Raw genomic sequence first — 16954 nt, forward strand, 5'->3', positions numbered from 1 at the left:
GGATGGATTGCAGGGGGGAATGGGCGGAATGATCTTGGGAAAACTCGCGGCCTTGCGCCGGAACACGGCGGAACGGGCCAAGAGGTGGGGGGAATCCCTGTTCCGGCCGATCCTGCCCGGAGCCACCCTGCGCGACCGCATGATCGCCTGTTGCGGTGCGCTGTTGGGGATCGCGGCGACCGGCCTTCTCTGCCGCAACATGCTGACCTACATGAGCAGCGCGCCGGTGCTTGTGGCGCCGATGGGGGCGTCTGCCGTGCTGCTGTTCGCGGTGCCGGCCAGCCCGCTGGCGCAGCCCTGGTCGATCGTCGGCGGCAATACGCTCTCGGCGGTCGTCGGGGTGCTGGTCGCCAGCATCATCCCCGACCCGATGCTGGCCGGAGCCGCCGCCGTGGCGCTCGCCATCGCCACCATGTCGCTGACCCGCTGCCTTCACCCGCCGGGCGGCGCCGCCGCCCTGACCGCGGTGCTGGGCGGCCCGGCGGTGACCGAGATGGGCATCAAGTTCGCCTTCTTCCCGGTCGCGGTGAATTCGGTCCTGCTTCTCACCGCCGGACTGATGTTCCACCGGCTGTCCGGTCATCGCTATCCGCACAAGGCGGTCAACACCCACCGCACCGGCGATCCACCGCCGCAGCTGCGGCCCGGCATCACCCAGGGCGACGTCGACGACGCGTTGCGCACCCTGGCCGAGACGCTGGACGTGAGCCGCGAGGATCTGGGCGCCCTGCTGGTCAATGCCGAGCTGCACGCGCTGGAAAGGCTGCATGCCGACATCACCTGCCGGGACGTCATGTCCCGCGACGTCGTCACGGTCACGCCGGACACCCATCCCCAGGTCGCCCGCGCCCGTCTGATCGAGCATGGATTCCGCACGCTGCCGGTGGTGGACCGGGAAAATGCGGTCGCCGGTATCGTCGGCCATGAACAGCTGTCGCACGGCGACCTCGGCCGCAACACCGCCCGTGTCGCCGCCGTCATGGTCCCGGCGACGGTGGAAGGGCCGGACACGCCGGTCTTCCGGTTGCTCGGCCGTCTGTCCGACGGACACACGCATGATGTGGTGATCGTCGACCAGAACCGCCGGCTGCTGGGGGTGGTCACCCAGACCGATCTTTTGGTTGTCCTGGCCCGTGCCGCCCTCGCCCTTGCGGTGCAGGATGGCGGGCCGGGAAAGGATGGCGGACTGCCCCGGGCCTATCTGCGCGATGTTTCGGTTGGACGGGCCTAGCCGCGGCACGGGCTCCCCTCCCCTCGGTGCCCGGCGATCGGAGAGGCAATCGGAGGGAGGGCCGGAGGGGGAGTGGAACGTTTGAAACAGTATGAAACAGGTTTTTGGTCCTGTTTCACTGTTCCATTCGCAGGGCCCGCCCCTATCAGCCAGGGCATGCAGCAGACGCGAAAGCCAGGGTTCCCGCTGGAAATCGCCACAGGAACGACGGGTGTTGCAAGGTTGCAGCCGTCCGGTCATGTCCGGGTCCCTCGCCTGATCAGGAAAGCAATTATTCCTATCACAGATTACGGCGGTTGGCTAAGCCGGGAGGGAAGGACGATTGCAACGTCGCCCATACAGGGAGACAGGCGCCTGAACTTTGGTGACGGCCAGCGCAGGCGGTGGAGGGTGTCACCAAAGTTCAGAAGGCGGAGGAGGACGGCGTCACCAAAGTTCAAACGCTTTTCAAGCGATGCAGGTCAAGCGATCCGGGCCATCACCCGTTCGTTGATCGGTGGGCGCGAGGGATGGAGGATAAGCCCCTCCCCCGATTCCTCCACCCGGGCGTCCGGATAGGCGGCGAGCGCGTATTTCAGATTCGGGATGAACTTGGTCTTGAACTGCCGCACCAGGGCATAGCCGGCACCGAACTGGCCATGCAGGGCCGCCCAGGTGATGGGGGTCGGCTTGTCCAGCGAATGCAGGCGGTAGGCCAGCCAGATATAGACGTCGAGCGCCATCGACTTGCCGCTGATCGCCTTCAGCGCCTCTTCCGCCACTGGAACCGGGTGTTCGCGCAAAGCCTTGAAGAAGCTGTCGCTGAGCCGCACCGTGTCGGTGAAGAGGGTGCCCTGGCGGTCGTCGGGCCGCCGCAACTGGATGGCGTCGGCGACGATCGATTCCTTGCTCTGCCGCCGTCCGCCGTCGGCATCGGTGAAGAAGGTCAGATGGCAGGCGGAAAGCCTCGCGGCCTGATCCTCGACATCGCGATAGGCCTTGCCGCAGATCGGAATGTCCATCCGTTTCAGCCAGTCATGCATCGAGCCGCCAAGCTCGACCTCAGGATTCCCGGTCTGGATGGCGCGGGTCTGGAGATAGAGCAGGATCATGCGGGCCCGGCTGCCATAGGGCACGCCGATTCGCCGGGTGACGCCGTTGCGGTCCTCGATCACGCCGGGCTGGATCACCAGCTTTACCTTGTGGCCCGGCCGTTCCCAATGCTGGTCGTCGGGAAGCTGGCGGTGAGGCAGTGCCGTCTGGCAGAATCCGGCATAAGTGATGCCGAGCTTGCTGTTTTCCGCCGCCTGGACCGCTGCCGCGATGTCGATGAGCGGCCGTTCCTCGTCGGAGACGAGGGCAAGCGCGCCATCGCGTCCGTGGGTCTCGATCAAACGGTGAATGCTGCCCATGCTGACCTCCGGACTGCGAGCCCCTGACTGTGGGTTCTGTATGACGACCTTGTGACCGATCATGTCGGATACAACACCCGGGATCGCGCCAAAGGCAATTTGAACTTTGGTGACGCAGGCTAATTGGAACCTATTTGAAACCAACTATTAGATTCGTCACCAAAGTTCAGGGGATAACCGCGAGTCGCGTCACCACAGTTCAAGCAGGGCGTCACTAGAGTTCATGGGGAAAAATGGGCGCCTGTGGACGAATCGCGCCATTCCGGGCGGTGATGGCTTGAACTTTAGTGACGCCGGAAGCGTCGATTCGAGCCGGCGATTCGGTGGGTTACTTGATCCAGCGTCACCAAAGTTCAAGTTTTCGGCGGAGAATCGGGGAGCTTCGGCGGTTTCGCGAGCCACACGCGTGCCGTAGCGTGATGGCCGGTGGGCATGCCCAGGTTCAAGTCATTCGCTTTCGGTGCTTGGAGCACCCGGAATCCTGGATTTGCGGTGGTGACCGCGACGGGGGGGGCCGGAGCGTCACCAAAGTTCAAGGCGCCTGTCGAGTCGATCCCAAGAGGCTTATCGGCGGCCTGGCTGCGGTGGGCGTCACCAAAGTTCAAACCCGCGGGCGGCCGGCGTCACCAAAGTTCATGAGTCCCGCCGAGTCGATGCTGCTGAGGGGCCGCTTGGGAGTGGCTGGGGAGCCGCTGGGGGCGTCACCAAAGTTCAAACCAGTGGCTCTGCCCTGCCCCTGCCGCCCCTTCCCGGCGTCACCAAGGTTCAAGCCATATGGTCGCGATGGAACCGGGCCGCCGCCGGGTTGTGCCCGCACGCAACCGCCGGGAAAGGAGTCGCCATGGCGCAAGACGCTTCGACGGATTCGGCCCTGGGATCGGAGGGAGAGCAGGTGAACGGTGGGTGTCGTCGCCATCGCGGCCAATCTGGCGATCACCGTCACCAGGTTCGGGGCTGCGCCCTTCACCGGCAGCGCTTCCATGCTGAGCGAGGCCGTCCATTCTCTGGTGGACACCGGCAACGAGGCGTCGATGCTGGCCGGGCTGAAGCGGTCGAAGCGACTGCAGGACGAACGTCACCCGTTCGGTTACGCGCGCGAGCTTAACTTCTGGACCTTCAGGGTGGCGCTGGTCATCGCCGCCACCTTCCTCGCCTATGAGACGAAGAGCCTGCTGATCGACGAATCCGCCCTCCCCGATCTGGTTCGCGGCGTGCGTGCGCTGCTACTGGACGAGCCGGCCGTGGATCGGGTGAATGAGGTGCTGACCATTCATCTCGGCCCGGTGGCGGTGATCGTGACCATCAGCCCCGATGTGCGGGACGATGCGACGGCCGGCGCGTCGGAACCGGCGCAGGACGCGCGCTGCATCGGGCAGGCGGCACGGTGATTGTTGTGGCAACTCCCATGGGGCTCCATTGACAAAGTTCCGGCAACTTGCTCAGACTCCGCCGCACCGGACAGGAGGGGGACATCGGAATGCTGTCGATCGTGGGCGACGACATGCGCCAGCTGCGCGAGCGCCGCGGGGAGAACCAGACGCAGTTCGCCGACTGGCTGAACGCGCAACTCGGGCGCAGCTACACCAAGGCGCGGATCAGCCGCTGGGAAAGCGGGGCGGAGCGCATCCCGCAGCAGCTGGTGGATTTCCTGATGCGCCAGCGGACCGACGAGAAGCCGCGGTCGGCCACCTTCCTGGCCATCGCCAACCAGAAGGGCGGCGTCGGGAAGACCGCGACCGCCGTCAACCTCGCCTATGCCCTGACGGACGGCGGCGCCCGGGTGCTGCTGATCGACTGCGATTCGCAGAGCAACGCCACCGTCCATGTCGGCGTCGGCAACGCTGCCATCGTCGCGCTGGAGCAGCAGCGCAAGACACTCTATTACGTCCTGCGCTCCGAAGAGCCGCTGACCTCGGTCATCATGCCGACGACGGAAAGCGGGCTGGACCTCGTCCCTGCCGGGCTATCGCTGGCCGACGCCGACGTCGAGCTGGCGGCGGATTCCACCGGCGGGCTGATCCTGCGGGAGAAGCTGGAGGAGGTGCGCCACGCCTATGATTTCGTGGTGATGGACTGTGCGCCGAACCTGGGGCTGGTGACGGCCAACGCGCTGTCGGCGGCCGAGCTGGTGGTGGTGCCGGTGCAGACGGAGGCGCTGGCCCTGCTGGGCGTCAAGCGGCTGGTCGACACCATCGGCCGCATCCGCCGCCGGGTGAATCCCGGCCTGCGCATCGCCGGCATCATCCCCACCATGTACAACGACCGGCTGACCCAGGACCGTGCCACCCTGCAGGAGCTGCACGAATCCTATGCCGGGCAGGTGCCGGTCTTCCCGCCCATCCCGCGCGCCACCGTCTATGGCAAGGCGGCGGCGGCCGGCATGATCACGCTGGCCGGCGATCCCAAGGCCCCGGGGGCCGAGACCTTCCACGAGGTGGCCCGCCAGATCCGTGACTATGCCCAGCGCCGGGAGACCGCCCATGTCGCGTAAGTTCGAACGCAAGACCCGCGAATTGCTCGGCACCGCTCCGGCTGCGGATGGCGGGATGGCCGGCGGGCTGAGCGGCGGCTTGACGGTGGGCAGCGACCGGCTGTTCGGCACCTCGGCCGGCTTTCCCCATGTGGTGGAGCTCGACCTCGACCGCGTCCACCGCAACCCCGACCAGCCGCGCCGCCATTTCGACGAGGCGGAACTGCGCAGCCTCGCCTCCTCCATCGAGCGGCACGGGTTGCAGAACCCGATCCTGGTGCGCCCCCTGCCCCAGGGCGAGTATCTGCTGATCGGCGGCGAACGGCGGGTGCGTGCCCATGAGATGCTGGGCCGCAGGACGGTCTTCGCCATCCTGACCTCCGGCGATCCGGACGAGATCGGGCTGATCGACAATGTCCAGCGTGTCGACCTGAACGCGGTGGAATACGCCATGGCGCTGGGGCGGCTGATCGACAAGCACGGCTACACCCATGATGAGCTGGCCGCCGTGGTCGGGCGCGACCGTACCGACGTCACCAAGCTGCTGGCGATCCTGACCCTGCCGGACGAGATCAGGGACGAGTATGCGGCGGGCTTCGCCCATGTCTCCCGCTCGGTGATGATCGAGATCGCCGCCGCTCCGGCGGAGCTGCATGCCGGGCTGTGGCAGCGGGCCAAGGAGGGTGCCAGCGTCAAGGCGGTCCGGCAGGCCAAGCGCGACCACGCCCAGGGCGGGCCGCGCGAGACCGTTGCGGACGACGGAGAGGAGGATACCGCTCCGCAGGAGGCGGCGCGGGCGCTGCGGGCCAGCGTGAAGCGCATCCTTCGTGACGTCGCGGTGGTGCGCGAGCAGCGCCGCCACCTCGACCCCGACAACCGCGAGCAGCTGCTGCGGTTGCGGGCGGAGATCGACGCCATCCTGGCCGGGGTGGATGCGGACGTTTAGGCGTCCGCCCCCAGCATCGCCTTCGGCTCCAGGAAGGCTTCCAGGCCGAAGCTGCCATACTCGCGGCCGATGCCGGAGTGCTTGAAGCCGCCGAACGGCGCCTTCGGATCGTGGGCGAGGCTGTTGACCAGCACCCGCCCGGCGACGATCCGCTCGGCCATGCGGCGGGCGCGGGCGGTGTCGCCCGACAGCACATAGGCCTGCAGGCCATAGATGGTGTCGTTGGCGATGGCGACCGCCTCCTCCTCGTCCCCGTAGGCGATGATGGAGAGGACCGGGCCGAAGATCTCGTCGCGCGCGATGGTCATGTCGTTGCGCACGCCGCTGAACAGGGTCGGACGCACGAACCAGCCGGTGGTGCCGTCGGGCCGACCCTCGCCGCCGGCCAGCAGCTCGGCGCCCTCCTCGATGCCGATGCGGATGTAGCGCTGGACACGCTCCCACTGGGTCCGGCTGACCATCGGGCCGACATCGGTGGCGGGATCGCGCGGGTCGCCGGCCCGCACCGCCTCGACCGCCGTCCGGGCCAGCGCTTCGATTTCGGCGAGGCGGCTGCGCGGTGCCAGCAGGCGGGTGCCGGCGATGCAGGCCTGGCCGCTGTTCATGAAGGCGGCATTGACCGCCAGCGGGATCGCTTGCGCCAGATCGGCGTCGTCGAGGATGATCGTCGGCGACTTTCCGCCGAGCTCCAGCGTCACCCGCTTCAGGGTGTCGGCGGCGGCGCGCAGGATCGCCTTGCCGGTCGCGGTCGAGCCGGTGAAGGAGATCTTGGCGACGTCGGGATGGCTGGCGATCTCGGCCCCGACCGGATCGCCCCGGCCGGTGACGATGTTGAACAGGCCCGGCGGCAGGTCGGCGGCATGGAGCGCTTCGGTCACGATCTGTGTCTGGCGCGCGCTCATCTCGCTCGGCTTGATCACCGCGGTGCAGCCGGCGGCGATCGCGGCGGCGAGCTTGCCGCAGATGAAGCCGGCATTGCTGTTCCAGGGCGTGATCAGCCCGGCGATGCCCAGCGGCTCCATGCTGACATGGGAGGTTCCCATCCGCCGGACGAAGGGATAGTCGGCCAGCAGCTCCGCGGTGTCGCTGAAGAGGCTCACCGGGTGGTCGACCATGAAGCCGGCGCGCGAGACCGGCGCGCCGTACTCATCGATCACCGCGTCGAGCAGGTCGGCACGGCGGGCGGCGACGGCATCGCGCAGGCGGTGCAGCATGGCGATCCGCTCCGCCCTGCCGGTGCGGGAAAAGGCGGGAAAGGCGCGCTTGGCTGCGGCGATGGCGGCGCGTGCGTCCTCCGCGTCGGCAAGGCGGACTTGGCCGGTGACCGCGCCGGTCGCCGGGTTGTGCAGGTCGAACAGCTCGGTCCCGTGCGGGGTGACGAAGCGGCCGTCTATATAGATGGTGTCGATGATGCGCATGGGGGCCTTCCAAACCGGAGCGATTGGGCTGGCCTTCCAGGTAGCGCCTGGCCATCGATCGAATAAGATGGACAATCCTGCATGAGGCGGTGAAGGGAGCGGGACAATGGAGACGACCGGGCTGTCCGAACTGGAAGCGGTGCATGCCGTTGCCCGGCATCGCGGCTTCCGCGCCGCGGCGGTCGAACTCGGGGTGTCGCGCTCCGCCCTCAGCCATGCAGTGGCGGCGCTGGAGGCGCGGCTGGGGGTGCGGCTGTTCCACCGGACGACGCGCAGCGTCGCCCCGACCCAGGCGGGCGAGCGGTTCGTCGCCGACACCGCCCCTGCCCTGCGGGACATCCGCGCGGCGCTCGACCGGCTGGCCGGCCAGCGCGCCACCCCGAGCGGGACGCTGCGGATCAACAGCTCGGCCGGGGCGGCGCGGATGATCATGCAGCCGGTCGTCCTGGAGTTTCTGCGCCGTTATCCGGAAATGACCGTCGACATCGTCACCGAAGGACGGCTGGTCGACATCGTGCTGGAGGGATTCGACGCCGGCGTCCGGCTGGCGGAGCTGGTGCCGCAGGACATGATCGCGGTGCCGCTCGGCCCGGAGCTGCGCTTCGCCGTCGTCGGCTCGCCCGGCTATTTCGCCGACAGTTTCATTCCGACGACGCCGGCCGACCTTGCCCGCCACCGCTGCATCCGCAGCCGCATGCCCGGCGGCAGCCTCTATCGCTGGGAGTTCGAGCGCCATGGCGAGGCGGTCGCCATCGACGGAGCCGGGCCGCTGATCCTGGACGATTCCCTGCTGATGCTGGATGCGGCGCGGGCCGGGATCGGGCTGGCCTATGTGACGGAATGGCAGGTCGCCGAGGACCTGGCGGCCGGGCGGCTGGTGCGCGTGCTGGAGGAGTGGACGCCGCCCTTTCCCGGCCTCTGCCTCTATTATTCCGGCCGGCGCCATCTGCCGACGGGGCTGCGGGCGCTGGTCGATCTGGTGCGGGAGATCGGGGCGAAAGCCGGTATATGATGATGAATCCGCTCCGCAGGGACCCGATCGACATGACCGAGAACTTCTTCGACATCCTGGCCGCGCGCTTTCCCGCCGATGCCGACGCGCCCTTCATCGAACTCGAGTCCGGGCGGTCCTACAGCTACCGCGACCTGCTGGACATCAGCGGCCGCTATGCCCGGCTGCTGGCCGGTCTCGGCGTCGTCAAGGGCGACCGTGTCGCCGTGCAGGTGGAGAAGTCGGCGGAGGCGGTCTTCCTCTATCTGGCCTGCCTGCGGGCCGGGGCGGCCTATCTGCCGCTGAACACCGCCTACACCCGGGCGGAGGTCGGCTATTTCCTGGGCGATGCGGAACCGCGGGTGTTCGTCTGCGCCCCGGCCACTGCGGCGGCGCTGGCCGGCACCGCGGCGTCGGCCGGCGTCGGCACTATGCTGACGCTGGGCGCAGGCGGTGACGGCAGCTTGGCGGACCGGGCGGCCGGGCTGGATCCGGACTTCGACAGCGTGCCCTGCGCGTCGGACGATCTGGCGGCGATCCTCTACACCTCCGGCACCACTGGGCGGTCCAAGGGGGCGATGATGAGCCACCGCAACCTGTCCTCCAACGCCGCGACGCTGCATGAATATTGGGGGTTCCGGCCCGGCGACGTGCTGCTGCATGCCCTGCCGATCTTCCACACCCATGGGCTGTTCGTCGCCACCAACTGCGTGCTGATGAACGGCGGCGCCATGCTGTTCCTGGCGAAGTTCGACGCCGACGCCGTGTTCCGCCTGCTGCCGCGGGCGACCGTGATGATGGGGGTTCCGACCTTCTACACCCGCCTGCTGGCCGATGCGCGGCTGACGCGCGAGGCGGCGGCGCACATGCGGCTGTTCGTCTCCGGCTCCGCCCCGCTGCTGGCCGACACCCACCGGGAGTTCGAGGCGCGCACCGGCCACGCCATCCTGGAGCGCTACGGCATGACCGAGACCGGGATGATCACCTCCAACCCGCTCGACGGGGAGCGCATCCCCGGCACGGTCGGCTTCCCCCTGCCCGGGGTGTCGCTGCGGGTGGCCGACGGGGAGACCGGCGGGCCGGTGCCGGACGGCGAGGTCGGCGTGCTGGAGGTGAAGGGGCCGAACGTCTTTTCCGGCTATTGGCGGATGCCGGAGAAGACGGCGCAGGAGTTCCGCCCCGGCGGCTGGTTCATCACCGGCGACGTCGGCCGGATCGACGGGCGCGGCTATGTCCACATCATCGGCCGGGCCAAGGATCTGGTGATCACCGGCGGCTTCAACGTCTACCCCAAGGAGGTCGAGACGGTGATCGACGCCATCGACGGGGTGGTGGAGTCCGCGGTGATCGGCGTCCCGCATCCCGATTTCGGCGAGGCGGTGGCGGCGGTGGTGCGGCGGCCGGATGCCGGGGCTGGGGGCACGGTGCTGGACGAGGCGGCGGTGATCCGCGCCTGCAAGGAGCAGCTCGCCAACTTCAAGGTGCCGAAGTTGGTGGTGTTCGTGGACGAATTGCCGCGCAACGCCATGGGCAAGGTGCAGAAGGCCCTGCTGCGCGAGGCGCACAAGGGGGCGTTCGGGGGATGAGCATGGGGGCGCTGCTGCCCCCACCCTGACCCTCCCCCGCTCTCAGCGGACCTATGGTCCGCCTGTCGCGTCAGCACAAAGCATAGCTTTGTGCGATAGCTGGGCGGGGGAGGGAACCCAGGCGCGCTTCCAGCCTCGCTGAGTTTCCGAGAAACCGCTTGTCCGTGGCCGATGGCCGGCGCAAAGCTCGCGCTCCGTCCGGCCTACCCCGTTCGGGGAGTGCTGGCCCGATCTTTCGCGTGTGCCGTCGATGATCAGTCTCTTCCGCCGTGCCGTCCTGCCGCTCGGGCTGGCGGCCTCGCTGCTCGCCCTGCCCTGCCCGCTTCTGTCGGCCTCCGCCCTCGCCGGGCAGCGCAGCTATGCCGCCACCCATGGCGCGGCGCCCTTCGAGACCCGGCATCTGATCCCCGGATCGGACTTGGCGCTCGGCGACGTCGATCTCCGCCGGCCGGAGACCCATGTGGTGGCGCTGACCATCGATGACGGGCCGGACGACAACGACGCGCGCATCCTCGACATCCTGCGCGAGCATGGGGCCAAGGCGACCTTCTTCTACATCGGCGCCAAGATCCCGGCGCACCGCGACGTCGCCCGGCTGGTCGCCGCGTCCGGCAACGAGGTCGGCAGCCACACCCAGACCCACCCGATGACCACCGACCTGCCGCCGGCACAGCGGGAATGGAATTTGGCCCAGGCGGAGGCGGCGCTGGCCTCGGTCGGGGTGCGGGCAGCCTGGTTCCGGCCACCCTATGGCGATGTCGACGACGCGCTGGCGGCGCTGGCCCGCCACCACGGCATGGCGACGGTGCTGTGGACCGCCGACAGCCAGGACTGGAAGGACACCGGAACCGATATCATCCGCCGCCGGGTGACCGAGCGGCTGGCCCCCGGCGCCGTCGTCCTGATGCACAGCACCAAGGCAGCCTCGGTCGCGGCGCTGCCGGCGATCCTGGAGGAGGGCGGGCGCCGGGGCTACCGCTTCGTCACCATGAGCGAATGGGACGCGGCGATGCGCCAAGCGGTCAGCCCGTCGCTGGCCCTCCTGCACCACCCTGCCCCGCGGCGGTAACGGCCGGGCGTGGAAGTCCCGACCAGGGATGCAAGGATGTCCCATCGAAGGCGGCGGCGGGCTGATGTAGGATACGGGCGAGCGCCGGCCCGATCTCCGCAGTCGTTTCCACAGCCGTTGCCGGGGCCGCTGCCGGGAATGCCGCCATGCCAGTCGAGCCCATCACCCTGATCCTCTCGCTGCTCCAGCAGATGTGCGTCTATCTGGTGATCGCCTATCTGCTGAGCCGGACGCCGCTGTTCCTGCCGCTGACCCATGTGACGGTGCGCTGGCCGCACAAGCTGGCCTGCTATGTGATCTTCTCGATCTTCTGCATCATGGGAACCTATTTCGGTCTCCACATCGACGACAGCATCGCCAACACCCGCGCCATCGGCGCGGTGCTGGGCGGCATCTTCGGCGGGCCGTCGGTCGGGCTGGCGGTGGGGCTGACCGGCGGGATGCACCGCTATTCGCTGGGCGGCATGTCGGCGCTGGCCTGCGCCATCTCGACCATGGCGGAGGGGCTGATCGGCGGGCTGGTCCATCGCCACATGGTGCGCCAGGGGCGGATCGAACCGCTGTTCAACCCGCTGCGCGTCGGTGCGGTCACCTTCGTCGCCGAGGTGGTCCAGATGTTGATCATCCTGGCGGTCGCCCGGCCGTTCGAGGCGGCGGTGCATCTGGTCGAGGTGGTGGCGGCGCCGATGATCGTCGCCAACACGCTGGGGGCGGCGCTGTTCATGCGCATCCTGCTGGAGCGCCGCGTGCTGGACGAGAAGCAGTCCAGTGCCTTCTCCGCCAAGGCGCTGAAGATCGCCGCCCGCTGCGACGGCGTGCTGCGCGGCGGCTTCAACAGCGCCAACAGCACCCGCGTCGCCCGCATCATCTATGAGGAGACCGGCGTCGGCGCCGTCGCCATCACCGACCGCGAGAAGCTGCTGGCCTTCATCGGCATCGGCGACGACCATCATCTGCCCGGCACGCCGATCAGCTCGCGCCAGACCCATCAGGCGATCGCCAACAACCAGGTCATCTATGCCGACGGCAACGAGGTGGCCTACCGCTGTTCGATCAGCCCGACCTGCCGGCTGGGGGCGGCGCTGGTCATCCCGCTGGTCGGCGAGGATGGCGGGGTGATCGGCACCATCAAACTGTACGAGCCGAAGACCAAGATCTTCTCCACCATCAACCGCACGCTCGGCGAAGGTGTCGCCCGGCTGCTGTCCAACCAGATCCTGGCCGGCCGCTACGAACAGCAGAAGGCCCTGCTCGCCCAGTCGGAGATCAAGCTGCTGCATGCGCAGGTCAACCCGCATTTCCTGTTCAACGCGCTGAACACCATCTCCGCCGTCATCCGCAACGACCCGGAACGGGCGCGCCAGCTGGTGCAGAACCTGTCGACCTTCTTCCGCAAGAACCTGAAGCGGCCCAGCGAAACCGCGACGCTGAACGACGAGATCGAGCATGTCAGCGCCTATCTGCAGATCGAGCTGGCCCGCTTCACCGGCCGGCTGAAGGTGGAGATCGACGTGCCGGACGAGCTGCGCCATGCCCGGCTGCCGGCCTTCTCGCTCCAGCCGCTGGTCGAGAACGCCATCAAGCACGGCACCGCCCAGCTTCTGGGCGACGGGGAGGTCCGTATCGCAGCCCGGCGCGAGGGCGGCGACCTGCTGCTGTCGGTGGAGGACAATGCAGGCCTCTACGAGGCGAAGCCGGGCGGCGACGGGCTGGGGATGACCATCGTCGACCGCCGCATCCGCAACCGCTACGGTGAAGCCTTCGGCGTCACGGTCGCCTGCGATCCCGACCGGTCCACCCGCGTCACCCTGCGCCTGCCCCTGGAAGAAACCGTACCCGCATGATGGCTCCACCCATGATGGCCCGACCCTGATGCCCCCTGCCATGATGACCGTCCTGATCGTCGACGACGAGCCGCTGGCGCGCGAGGAGCTGCGCCGGATGCTGGAGGAATCCGCCGACATCCGCATCGCCGGGGAATGCGCCAACGCCATCGAGGCGATCGGCGCCATCAACCGGCAGGCGCCCGACGTGGTCTTCCTCGACATCCAGATGCCGCGGGTCAGCGGGCTGGAGATGCTGGGGATGCTCGACCCCGAGCGCATGCCGCGCATCGTCTTCCTGACCGCCCATGACGAGTATGCCGTCCAGGCCTTCGAGGAGCATGCCTTCGACTACCTGCTGAAGCCGGCCGACCCGGCGCGGCTGGAGAAGACCCTGCAGCGGCTGCGCCGGCAGCAGGCCCCGCAGCAGGATGTCCGCGTCCTGCCGGGAGCGGCCGAGCTGCGCCACATCCCCTGCACCGGCGTCAACCGCATCACCCTGATGAAGCTGGCCGACGTCGAGTATGTGGTTTCCCGCCCGGCCGGCGTCTATGTGGTGGGAGAGGACGGGCAGGAGCGCTTCACCGAGCTGACGCTGCATACCCTGCAGGAAAAGAGCCCGCTGTTCCGCTGCCACCGCCAGCATCTGGTCAATCCGGACCGCATCCGGGAAATCCGCTTCGCCGATGGCGGGCTGGCGGAAATCCTCACCACCGGCGGGCACGGCGTTCCGGTCAGCCGGCGCTTCCTGGGCGCGCTGAAGGAACGGCTGGGGATGGGCTGAGCACCGTCACATCCCGGCCATCACATGCCGGCGGTCGCCAGCTCCACCGCGGCCTCGGCATGGATCGCCGTGGTGTCGAAGAGGGGAGCGGCGCTGTCCTCCGCCCCGACCAGCAGCATGATCTCGGTGCAGCCGAGGATGACCGCCTCGGCCCCACGCTCGACCAGACGGGCGATGACCTCGCGGTAGGCCTGGCGGGAGGCGGGCTCGACGCGGCCCTGGACCAGCTCGTCATAGATGATGCGGTGGACGGTGGCGCGGTCGGCCTCCTCCGGGATCAACACCTCCAGCCCGTGCCGGTCGGCCAGCCTGCCCTTGTAGAAGTCCTGTTCCATGGTGAAGGCGGTGCCGAGCAGCCCGACCCGGCGCAGGCCGGCGGCGCGGATGCGGTCGGCGGTGGGATCGGCGATATGCAGCAGGGGAATGCCGACGGCGGCCTGCACGTCGGCCGCCATCCGGTGCATGGTGTTGGTGCAGATCAGCAGGAAATCGGCGCCGCCGCGCTCCAGCCGGCGGGCGGCGTCGACCATCAGGGCGGTGGCGTCGTCCCAGCGGCCGGCATGCTGCAACGCCTCGATCTCGGCGAAGTCGAAGGACCACATCATGCAGCGCGCCGAGCGCAGGCCGCCCAGCCGGTCGCGGACCTGCTCGTTGACGATGCGGTAATATTCGGCCGAGCTTTCCCAGCTCATGCCCCCGATCAGGCCGATCACCTTCTGCGACACCGGTTGCGCTCCCGTCCTGGGTTGAATGGAACGTTTGAAACCGGGTGAAACAGTGTCCGGCGTTCCGTTCCATTGTTTCATCTCCACCCCGTCGGCCGGCAACGGCCGACGGGGTGGAGGGCCAATTCCTATCATGGACCGGCGAGGACGGGTAGGCGCAGGCGGCAAATTTGTTCCCCCTGGCCGGCGGCCATGACCGAATGGCCGCGCCGGGCGTTATCCCAGCCACGGACCGTAACGTCATGGACCGGAGGGGAGGCGGCGATGGGAGCCTTGCGGCGGGGATGGGGCATCGTAGTCGATGCGGCCTATGGCTGGATCGACCATGACGCCATGAGCATGGCCGCGTCGATCGCCTTCTACACCATCTTTTCGCTGGCGCCGCTGGCGATCTTGGTCATCGCGCTCGCCGGGCTGGTGTTCGGCGACGAGGCGGCGCGGGGCGCGCTGGTCGATCAGCTGTCGACGCTGATCGGACGGGATGCCGGGCAGACGGTGCAGGATCTGATCGCGCGGGCCGGCAACCGCGACACCGGCATCCTGGCGAGCATCGTCGGCCTCTGCACCATCGTCGTCGGCGCCACCACCGTCTTCGTCGAACTCCAGACCGCGCTGAACCGGATCTGGAAGGTGGAGGCGCCGCAGGAATCGACCATCACCTGGCTGGTGCGGGTGCGCCTGAAGGCACTGGCGCTGATCGGCGCCATCGGCTTCCTGCTGATCGTCTCGCTGGTGGTCAGCGCGGCCCTGGCGGCGGTCGGCAGTTGGGCGGCCGGGTGGGCGGGTGGCTATCTGCCGGCGATGCCGTCGCTGCTGTGGTTGCTCGACATGTTGACGTCCTGGACCGTGCTGACCGGCCTGTTCGCGATGATCTACCGCATCCTGCCCGACACCCGCATCCGCTGGACCGACGTCTGGCTGGGGGCGGCGGCCAATGCATTCCTGTTCGCAGTGGGGAAGCTGCTGATCGGCTTCTACATCGCCACCAGCGGCGTGGTGACGGTCTATGGCGCCGCCGGGTCCTTCGTGCTGATCCTGCTGTGGGTCTATTATTCGGCCGTCATCTTCTTGTTCGGGGCGGAACTGACCCGCGCCTATTCGGAACGCAGCGGCAGCCGGTCGCATCCCCCGGCGGTGGGCCACGCCGCCGGCCACCCTTCTGCTACCGGCCGCAGCAGCCGCGCCCAAGCGTCATCAGGATCTGGCGCGCCTTGAAGGCCCGGCGGTCTAGCGGCGGCTCGTCGGGGGCGAGGCGGGCCTGGGCCTCGCGGTAGCGGTCGTAGGAATCGTCGTTGAACAGCCGGCGCAGGTTGGACAGTGCCTTGCGCAGCGGCGTGCGGGGGCAGGGGGCGGGTTGTGTGGTCATGGGAGCGGCCTCCGGGTGAAGCGGTGTCGGCGATGTGGGACGTCCCACACTAGCGCCGCCGGGGCAGGGAAGGGGCCGATTCCCGGCGAGCGGCGGCCTGGAGCGGACGAACGGCGCCCATCGCGGCTTGAGCGGCGCCGCTCGCCCCCCGCCGGTTCAGATCGTCGATATGCCCCGCGTATCGGCGGTATGGTATTTCAGCAACATTGGTGTGAGAAATTGTTTTCTCCCCTTAAAGCAGTCGAATGAGGTAAGTGAATCGGAGAAAGCGCAACCGATGGGAGTGTGCTGTGCTGATTTCCATCCCGCCTCCCTACGAATTCCGTTTCGTCGATTCCGGTCCGTACAATATGTGTGTGACCGACATCTCGATGGATCTCGATCTGCAATGGAACATCTCCGCAGCAGCCGGCTTGCAGGACATGGGCGACGGACGGCACGAACTGGTTCATGGCATCTATGTCTACGACCTGGACCTGGACACCGACTGGATGGTCTTTGATCGCAAGAAGGCGAAGGCGACTTACCATTTCGACGTGAAGCTGGCTGTCCTCGATCTTTTTCACGAGGGAACGAAGCGTCTTCTCGACCGTCTTCAGCCACAGACGATCATTTGCAAGACCGAGGAACCGATGCCGCTGAACGAACTGCCCGAGCGGTTCAAGGCCACGATCTGTTTCCTGGAGAGCCACGGTTATCCGCAGTCCTGCATCTATCAGGCTGACGATTTGCGTTGGCACTGGGGGCACAACCGCCGGCGATCACCAGAAAGGACGATCACCCGCGAACCTGTGTGAACCTCCCTACCCTTGGAGCGTTGTGTGTGGTATCAATCCCACAGGACTACAACTTGGCTTGTAACCGAGAAGGAGGCGGAGATGGCCACAGCACAGCGAAAGCCCCAGGAGGCTCCGCAGAGCCTCATGGATTTCGTCGCTGCTCATGACGGCCGGCTTCCCGAAGATCTGTCGGCTGCGATGCGGCAATCCTCCCGTGAGGCGTTCCAGCGTCTGCGTGAGCGGCTCGGCAAGTAAACGCGGTTTTATCCCATCCTGGATTGGAAGGCCGGTGAGCACCAACGCTCCCGGCCTTTTTTTATTGTGCGTCCGAAGCAGGCAAACTCCAGGCAAATCGACGCTGCCGGGAGGGCAGGG

16 protein-coding genes are annotated in these 16954 nt (G+C 67.8%); 12 read left to right on the top strand and 4 right to left on the bottom strand.

From position 1 onward, the window contains the following. The first annotated feature begins 28 nt into the window (after nt 1–28). A complete protein-coding gene (locus AL072_RS30410; protein WP_082109296.1) occupies nt 29–1231 on the top strand; it encodes an HPP family protein in 1203 nt (400 codons plus the stop codon). A 461-nt stretch (nt 1232–1692) separates the two neighbouring features. On the opposite strand, the gene AL072_RS30415 is transcribed toward AL072_RS30410, so the two are convergent. Beyond that, the gene (locus AL072_RS30415; protein WP_045585188.1) at nt 1693–2622 is read right to left on the bottom strand and encodes a replication protein RepA; all 930 of its coding nucleotides are present in this window, start codon (nt 2620–2622) and stop codon (nt 1693–1695) included. A gap of 899 nt (nt 2623–3521) precedes the next feature. On the opposite strand from AL072_RS30415, the gene AL072_RS30420 reads away from it, so the two are divergent. The 3 genes from AL072_RS30420 to AL072_RS30430 all read left to right on the top strand — a co-directional run bounded on the left by AL072_RS30420 (nt 3522) and on the right by AL072_RS30430 (nt 6038). Further along, nucleotides 3522–4010 carry a cation diffusion facilitator family transporter gene (locus tag AL072_RS30420; RefSeq protein ID WP_045585189.1) on the top strand — a complete coding sequence of 163 codons (489 nt, stop codon included), beginning with the start codon at nt 3522–3524 and terminating at the stop codon, nt 4008–4010. 89 nt (nt 4011–4099) lie between these two features. After that, nucleotides 4100–5113, top strand: coding sequence for an AAA family ATPase (locus AL072_RS30425; RefSeq protein ID WP_045585190.1), 1014 nt, complete (start codon nt 4100–4102; stop codon nt 5111–5113). After that, complete coding sequence (locus tag AL072_RS30430) at nt 5103–6038, top strand: ParB/RepB/Spo0J family partition protein (protein ID WP_052710367.1); 936 nt, start codon at nt 5103–5105, stop codon at nt 6036–6038. Before AL072_RS30425 ends, AL072_RS30430 begins: the two co-directional genes overlap by 11 nt. On the opposite strand, the gene AL072_RS30435 is transcribed toward AL072_RS30430, so the two are convergent. Then, nucleotides 6035–7456 carry an aldehyde dehydrogenase family protein gene (locus tag AL072_RS30435; RefSeq protein ID WP_045585191.1) on the bottom strand — a complete coding sequence of 474 codons (1422 nt, stop codon included), beginning with the start codon at nt 7454–7456 and terminating at the stop codon, nt 6035–6037. The genes AL072_RS30430 and AL072_RS30435 overlap by 4 nt on opposite strands. A 106-nt stretch (nt 7457–7562) precedes the next feature. On the opposite strand from AL072_RS30435, the gene AL072_RS30440 reads away from it, so the two are divergent. The 5 genes from AL072_RS30440 to btsR all read left to right on the top strand — a co-directional run bounded on the left by AL072_RS30440 (nt 7563) and on the right by btsR (nt 13709). After that, complete coding sequence (locus AL072_RS30440) at nt 7563–8468, top strand: LysR family transcriptional regulator (RefSeq protein ID WP_045585192.1); 906 nt, start codon at nt 7563–7565, stop codon at nt 8466–8468. 32 nt (nt 8469–8500) lie between these two features. After that, on the top strand, nt 8501–10033 hold the full coding sequence (locus AL072_RS30445) for a malonate--CoA ligase (RefSeq protein ID WP_082109311.1): 1533 nt from the start codon (nt 8501–8503) through the stop codon (nt 10031–10033). A gap of 250 nt (nt 10034–10283) precedes the next feature. Then, nucleotides 10284–11102, top strand: a complete 819-nt coding sequence (locus AL072_RS30450; RefSeq protein ID WP_045585193.1) for a polysaccharide deacetylase family protein — start codon at nt 10284–10286, stop codon at nt 11100–11102. Between the two features lie 146 nt (nt 11103–11248). Then, nucleotides 11249–12946 carry a sensor histidine kinase gene (locus AL072_RS30455; protein ID WP_045585194.1) on the top strand — a complete coding sequence of 566 codons (1698 nt, stop codon included), beginning with the start codon at nt 11249–11251 and terminating at the stop codon, nt 12944–12946. Nucleotides 12947–12986: 40 nt separating this feature from the next. Continuing rightward, nucleotides 12987–13709: a two-component system response regulator BtsR gene (btsR, locus tag AL072_RS30460; RefSeq protein ID WP_045585195.1), complete on the top strand. Its 723-nt coding sequence runs from the start codon at nt 12987–12989 to the stop codon at nt 13707–13709. A gap of 20 nt (nt 13710–13729) precedes the next feature. Here the strand turns inward: btsR and AL072_RS30465 are convergent, their stop codons facing one another. Beyond that, complete coding sequence (locus tag AL072_RS30465) at nt 13730–14434, bottom strand: aspartate/glutamate racemase family protein (RefSeq protein WP_245637060.1); 705 nt, start codon at nt 14432–14434, stop codon at nt 13730–13732. Nucleotides 14435–14698: 264 nt separating this feature from the next. On the opposite strand from AL072_RS30465, the gene AL072_RS30470 reads away from it, so the two are divergent. Beyond that, nucleotides 14699–15649 (top strand): YihY/virulence factor BrkB family protein, encoded by a 951-nt coding sequence (locus tag AL072_RS30470; RefSeq protein WP_052710368.1) that lies wholly within the window; start codon nt 14699–14701, stop codon nt 15647–15649. Here AL072_RS30470 and AL072_RS30475 read toward each other — a convergent pair. Next, nucleotides 15597–15800 (bottom strand): YbdD/YjiX family protein, encoded by a 204-nt coding sequence (locus AL072_RS30475; RefSeq protein ID WP_045585196.1) that lies wholly within the window; start codon nt 15798–15800, stop codon nt 15597–15599. The genes AL072_RS30470 and AL072_RS30475 overlap by 53 nt on opposite strands. A 290-nt stretch (nt 15801–16090) precedes the next feature. Between AL072_RS30475 and AL072_RS30480 the strand changes: the two genes are divergently transcribed. Together AL072_RS30480 and AL072_RS35050 are read left to right on the top strand one after the other, a co-directional pair. Next, nucleotides 16091–16597, top strand: a complete 507-nt coding sequence (locus AL072_RS30480; protein WP_045585197.1) for a hypothetical protein — start codon at nt 16091–16093, stop codon at nt 16595–16597. 81 nt (nt 16598–16678) lie between these two features. After that, on the top strand, nt 16679–16834 hold the full coding sequence (locus AL072_RS35050) for a hypothetical protein (RefSeq protein ID WP_158511114.1): 156 nt from the start codon (nt 16679–16681) through the stop codon (nt 16832–16834). The last annotated feature ends 120 nt before the right edge of the window (nt 16835–16954 follow it).

It is taken from the genome of Azospirillum thiophilum, from assembly GCF_001305595.1.
In the GTDB taxonomy this organism is placed as follows: Bacteria; Pseudomonadota; Alphaproteobacteria; order Azospirillales; family Azospirillaceae; genus Azospirillum; species Azospirillum thiophilum.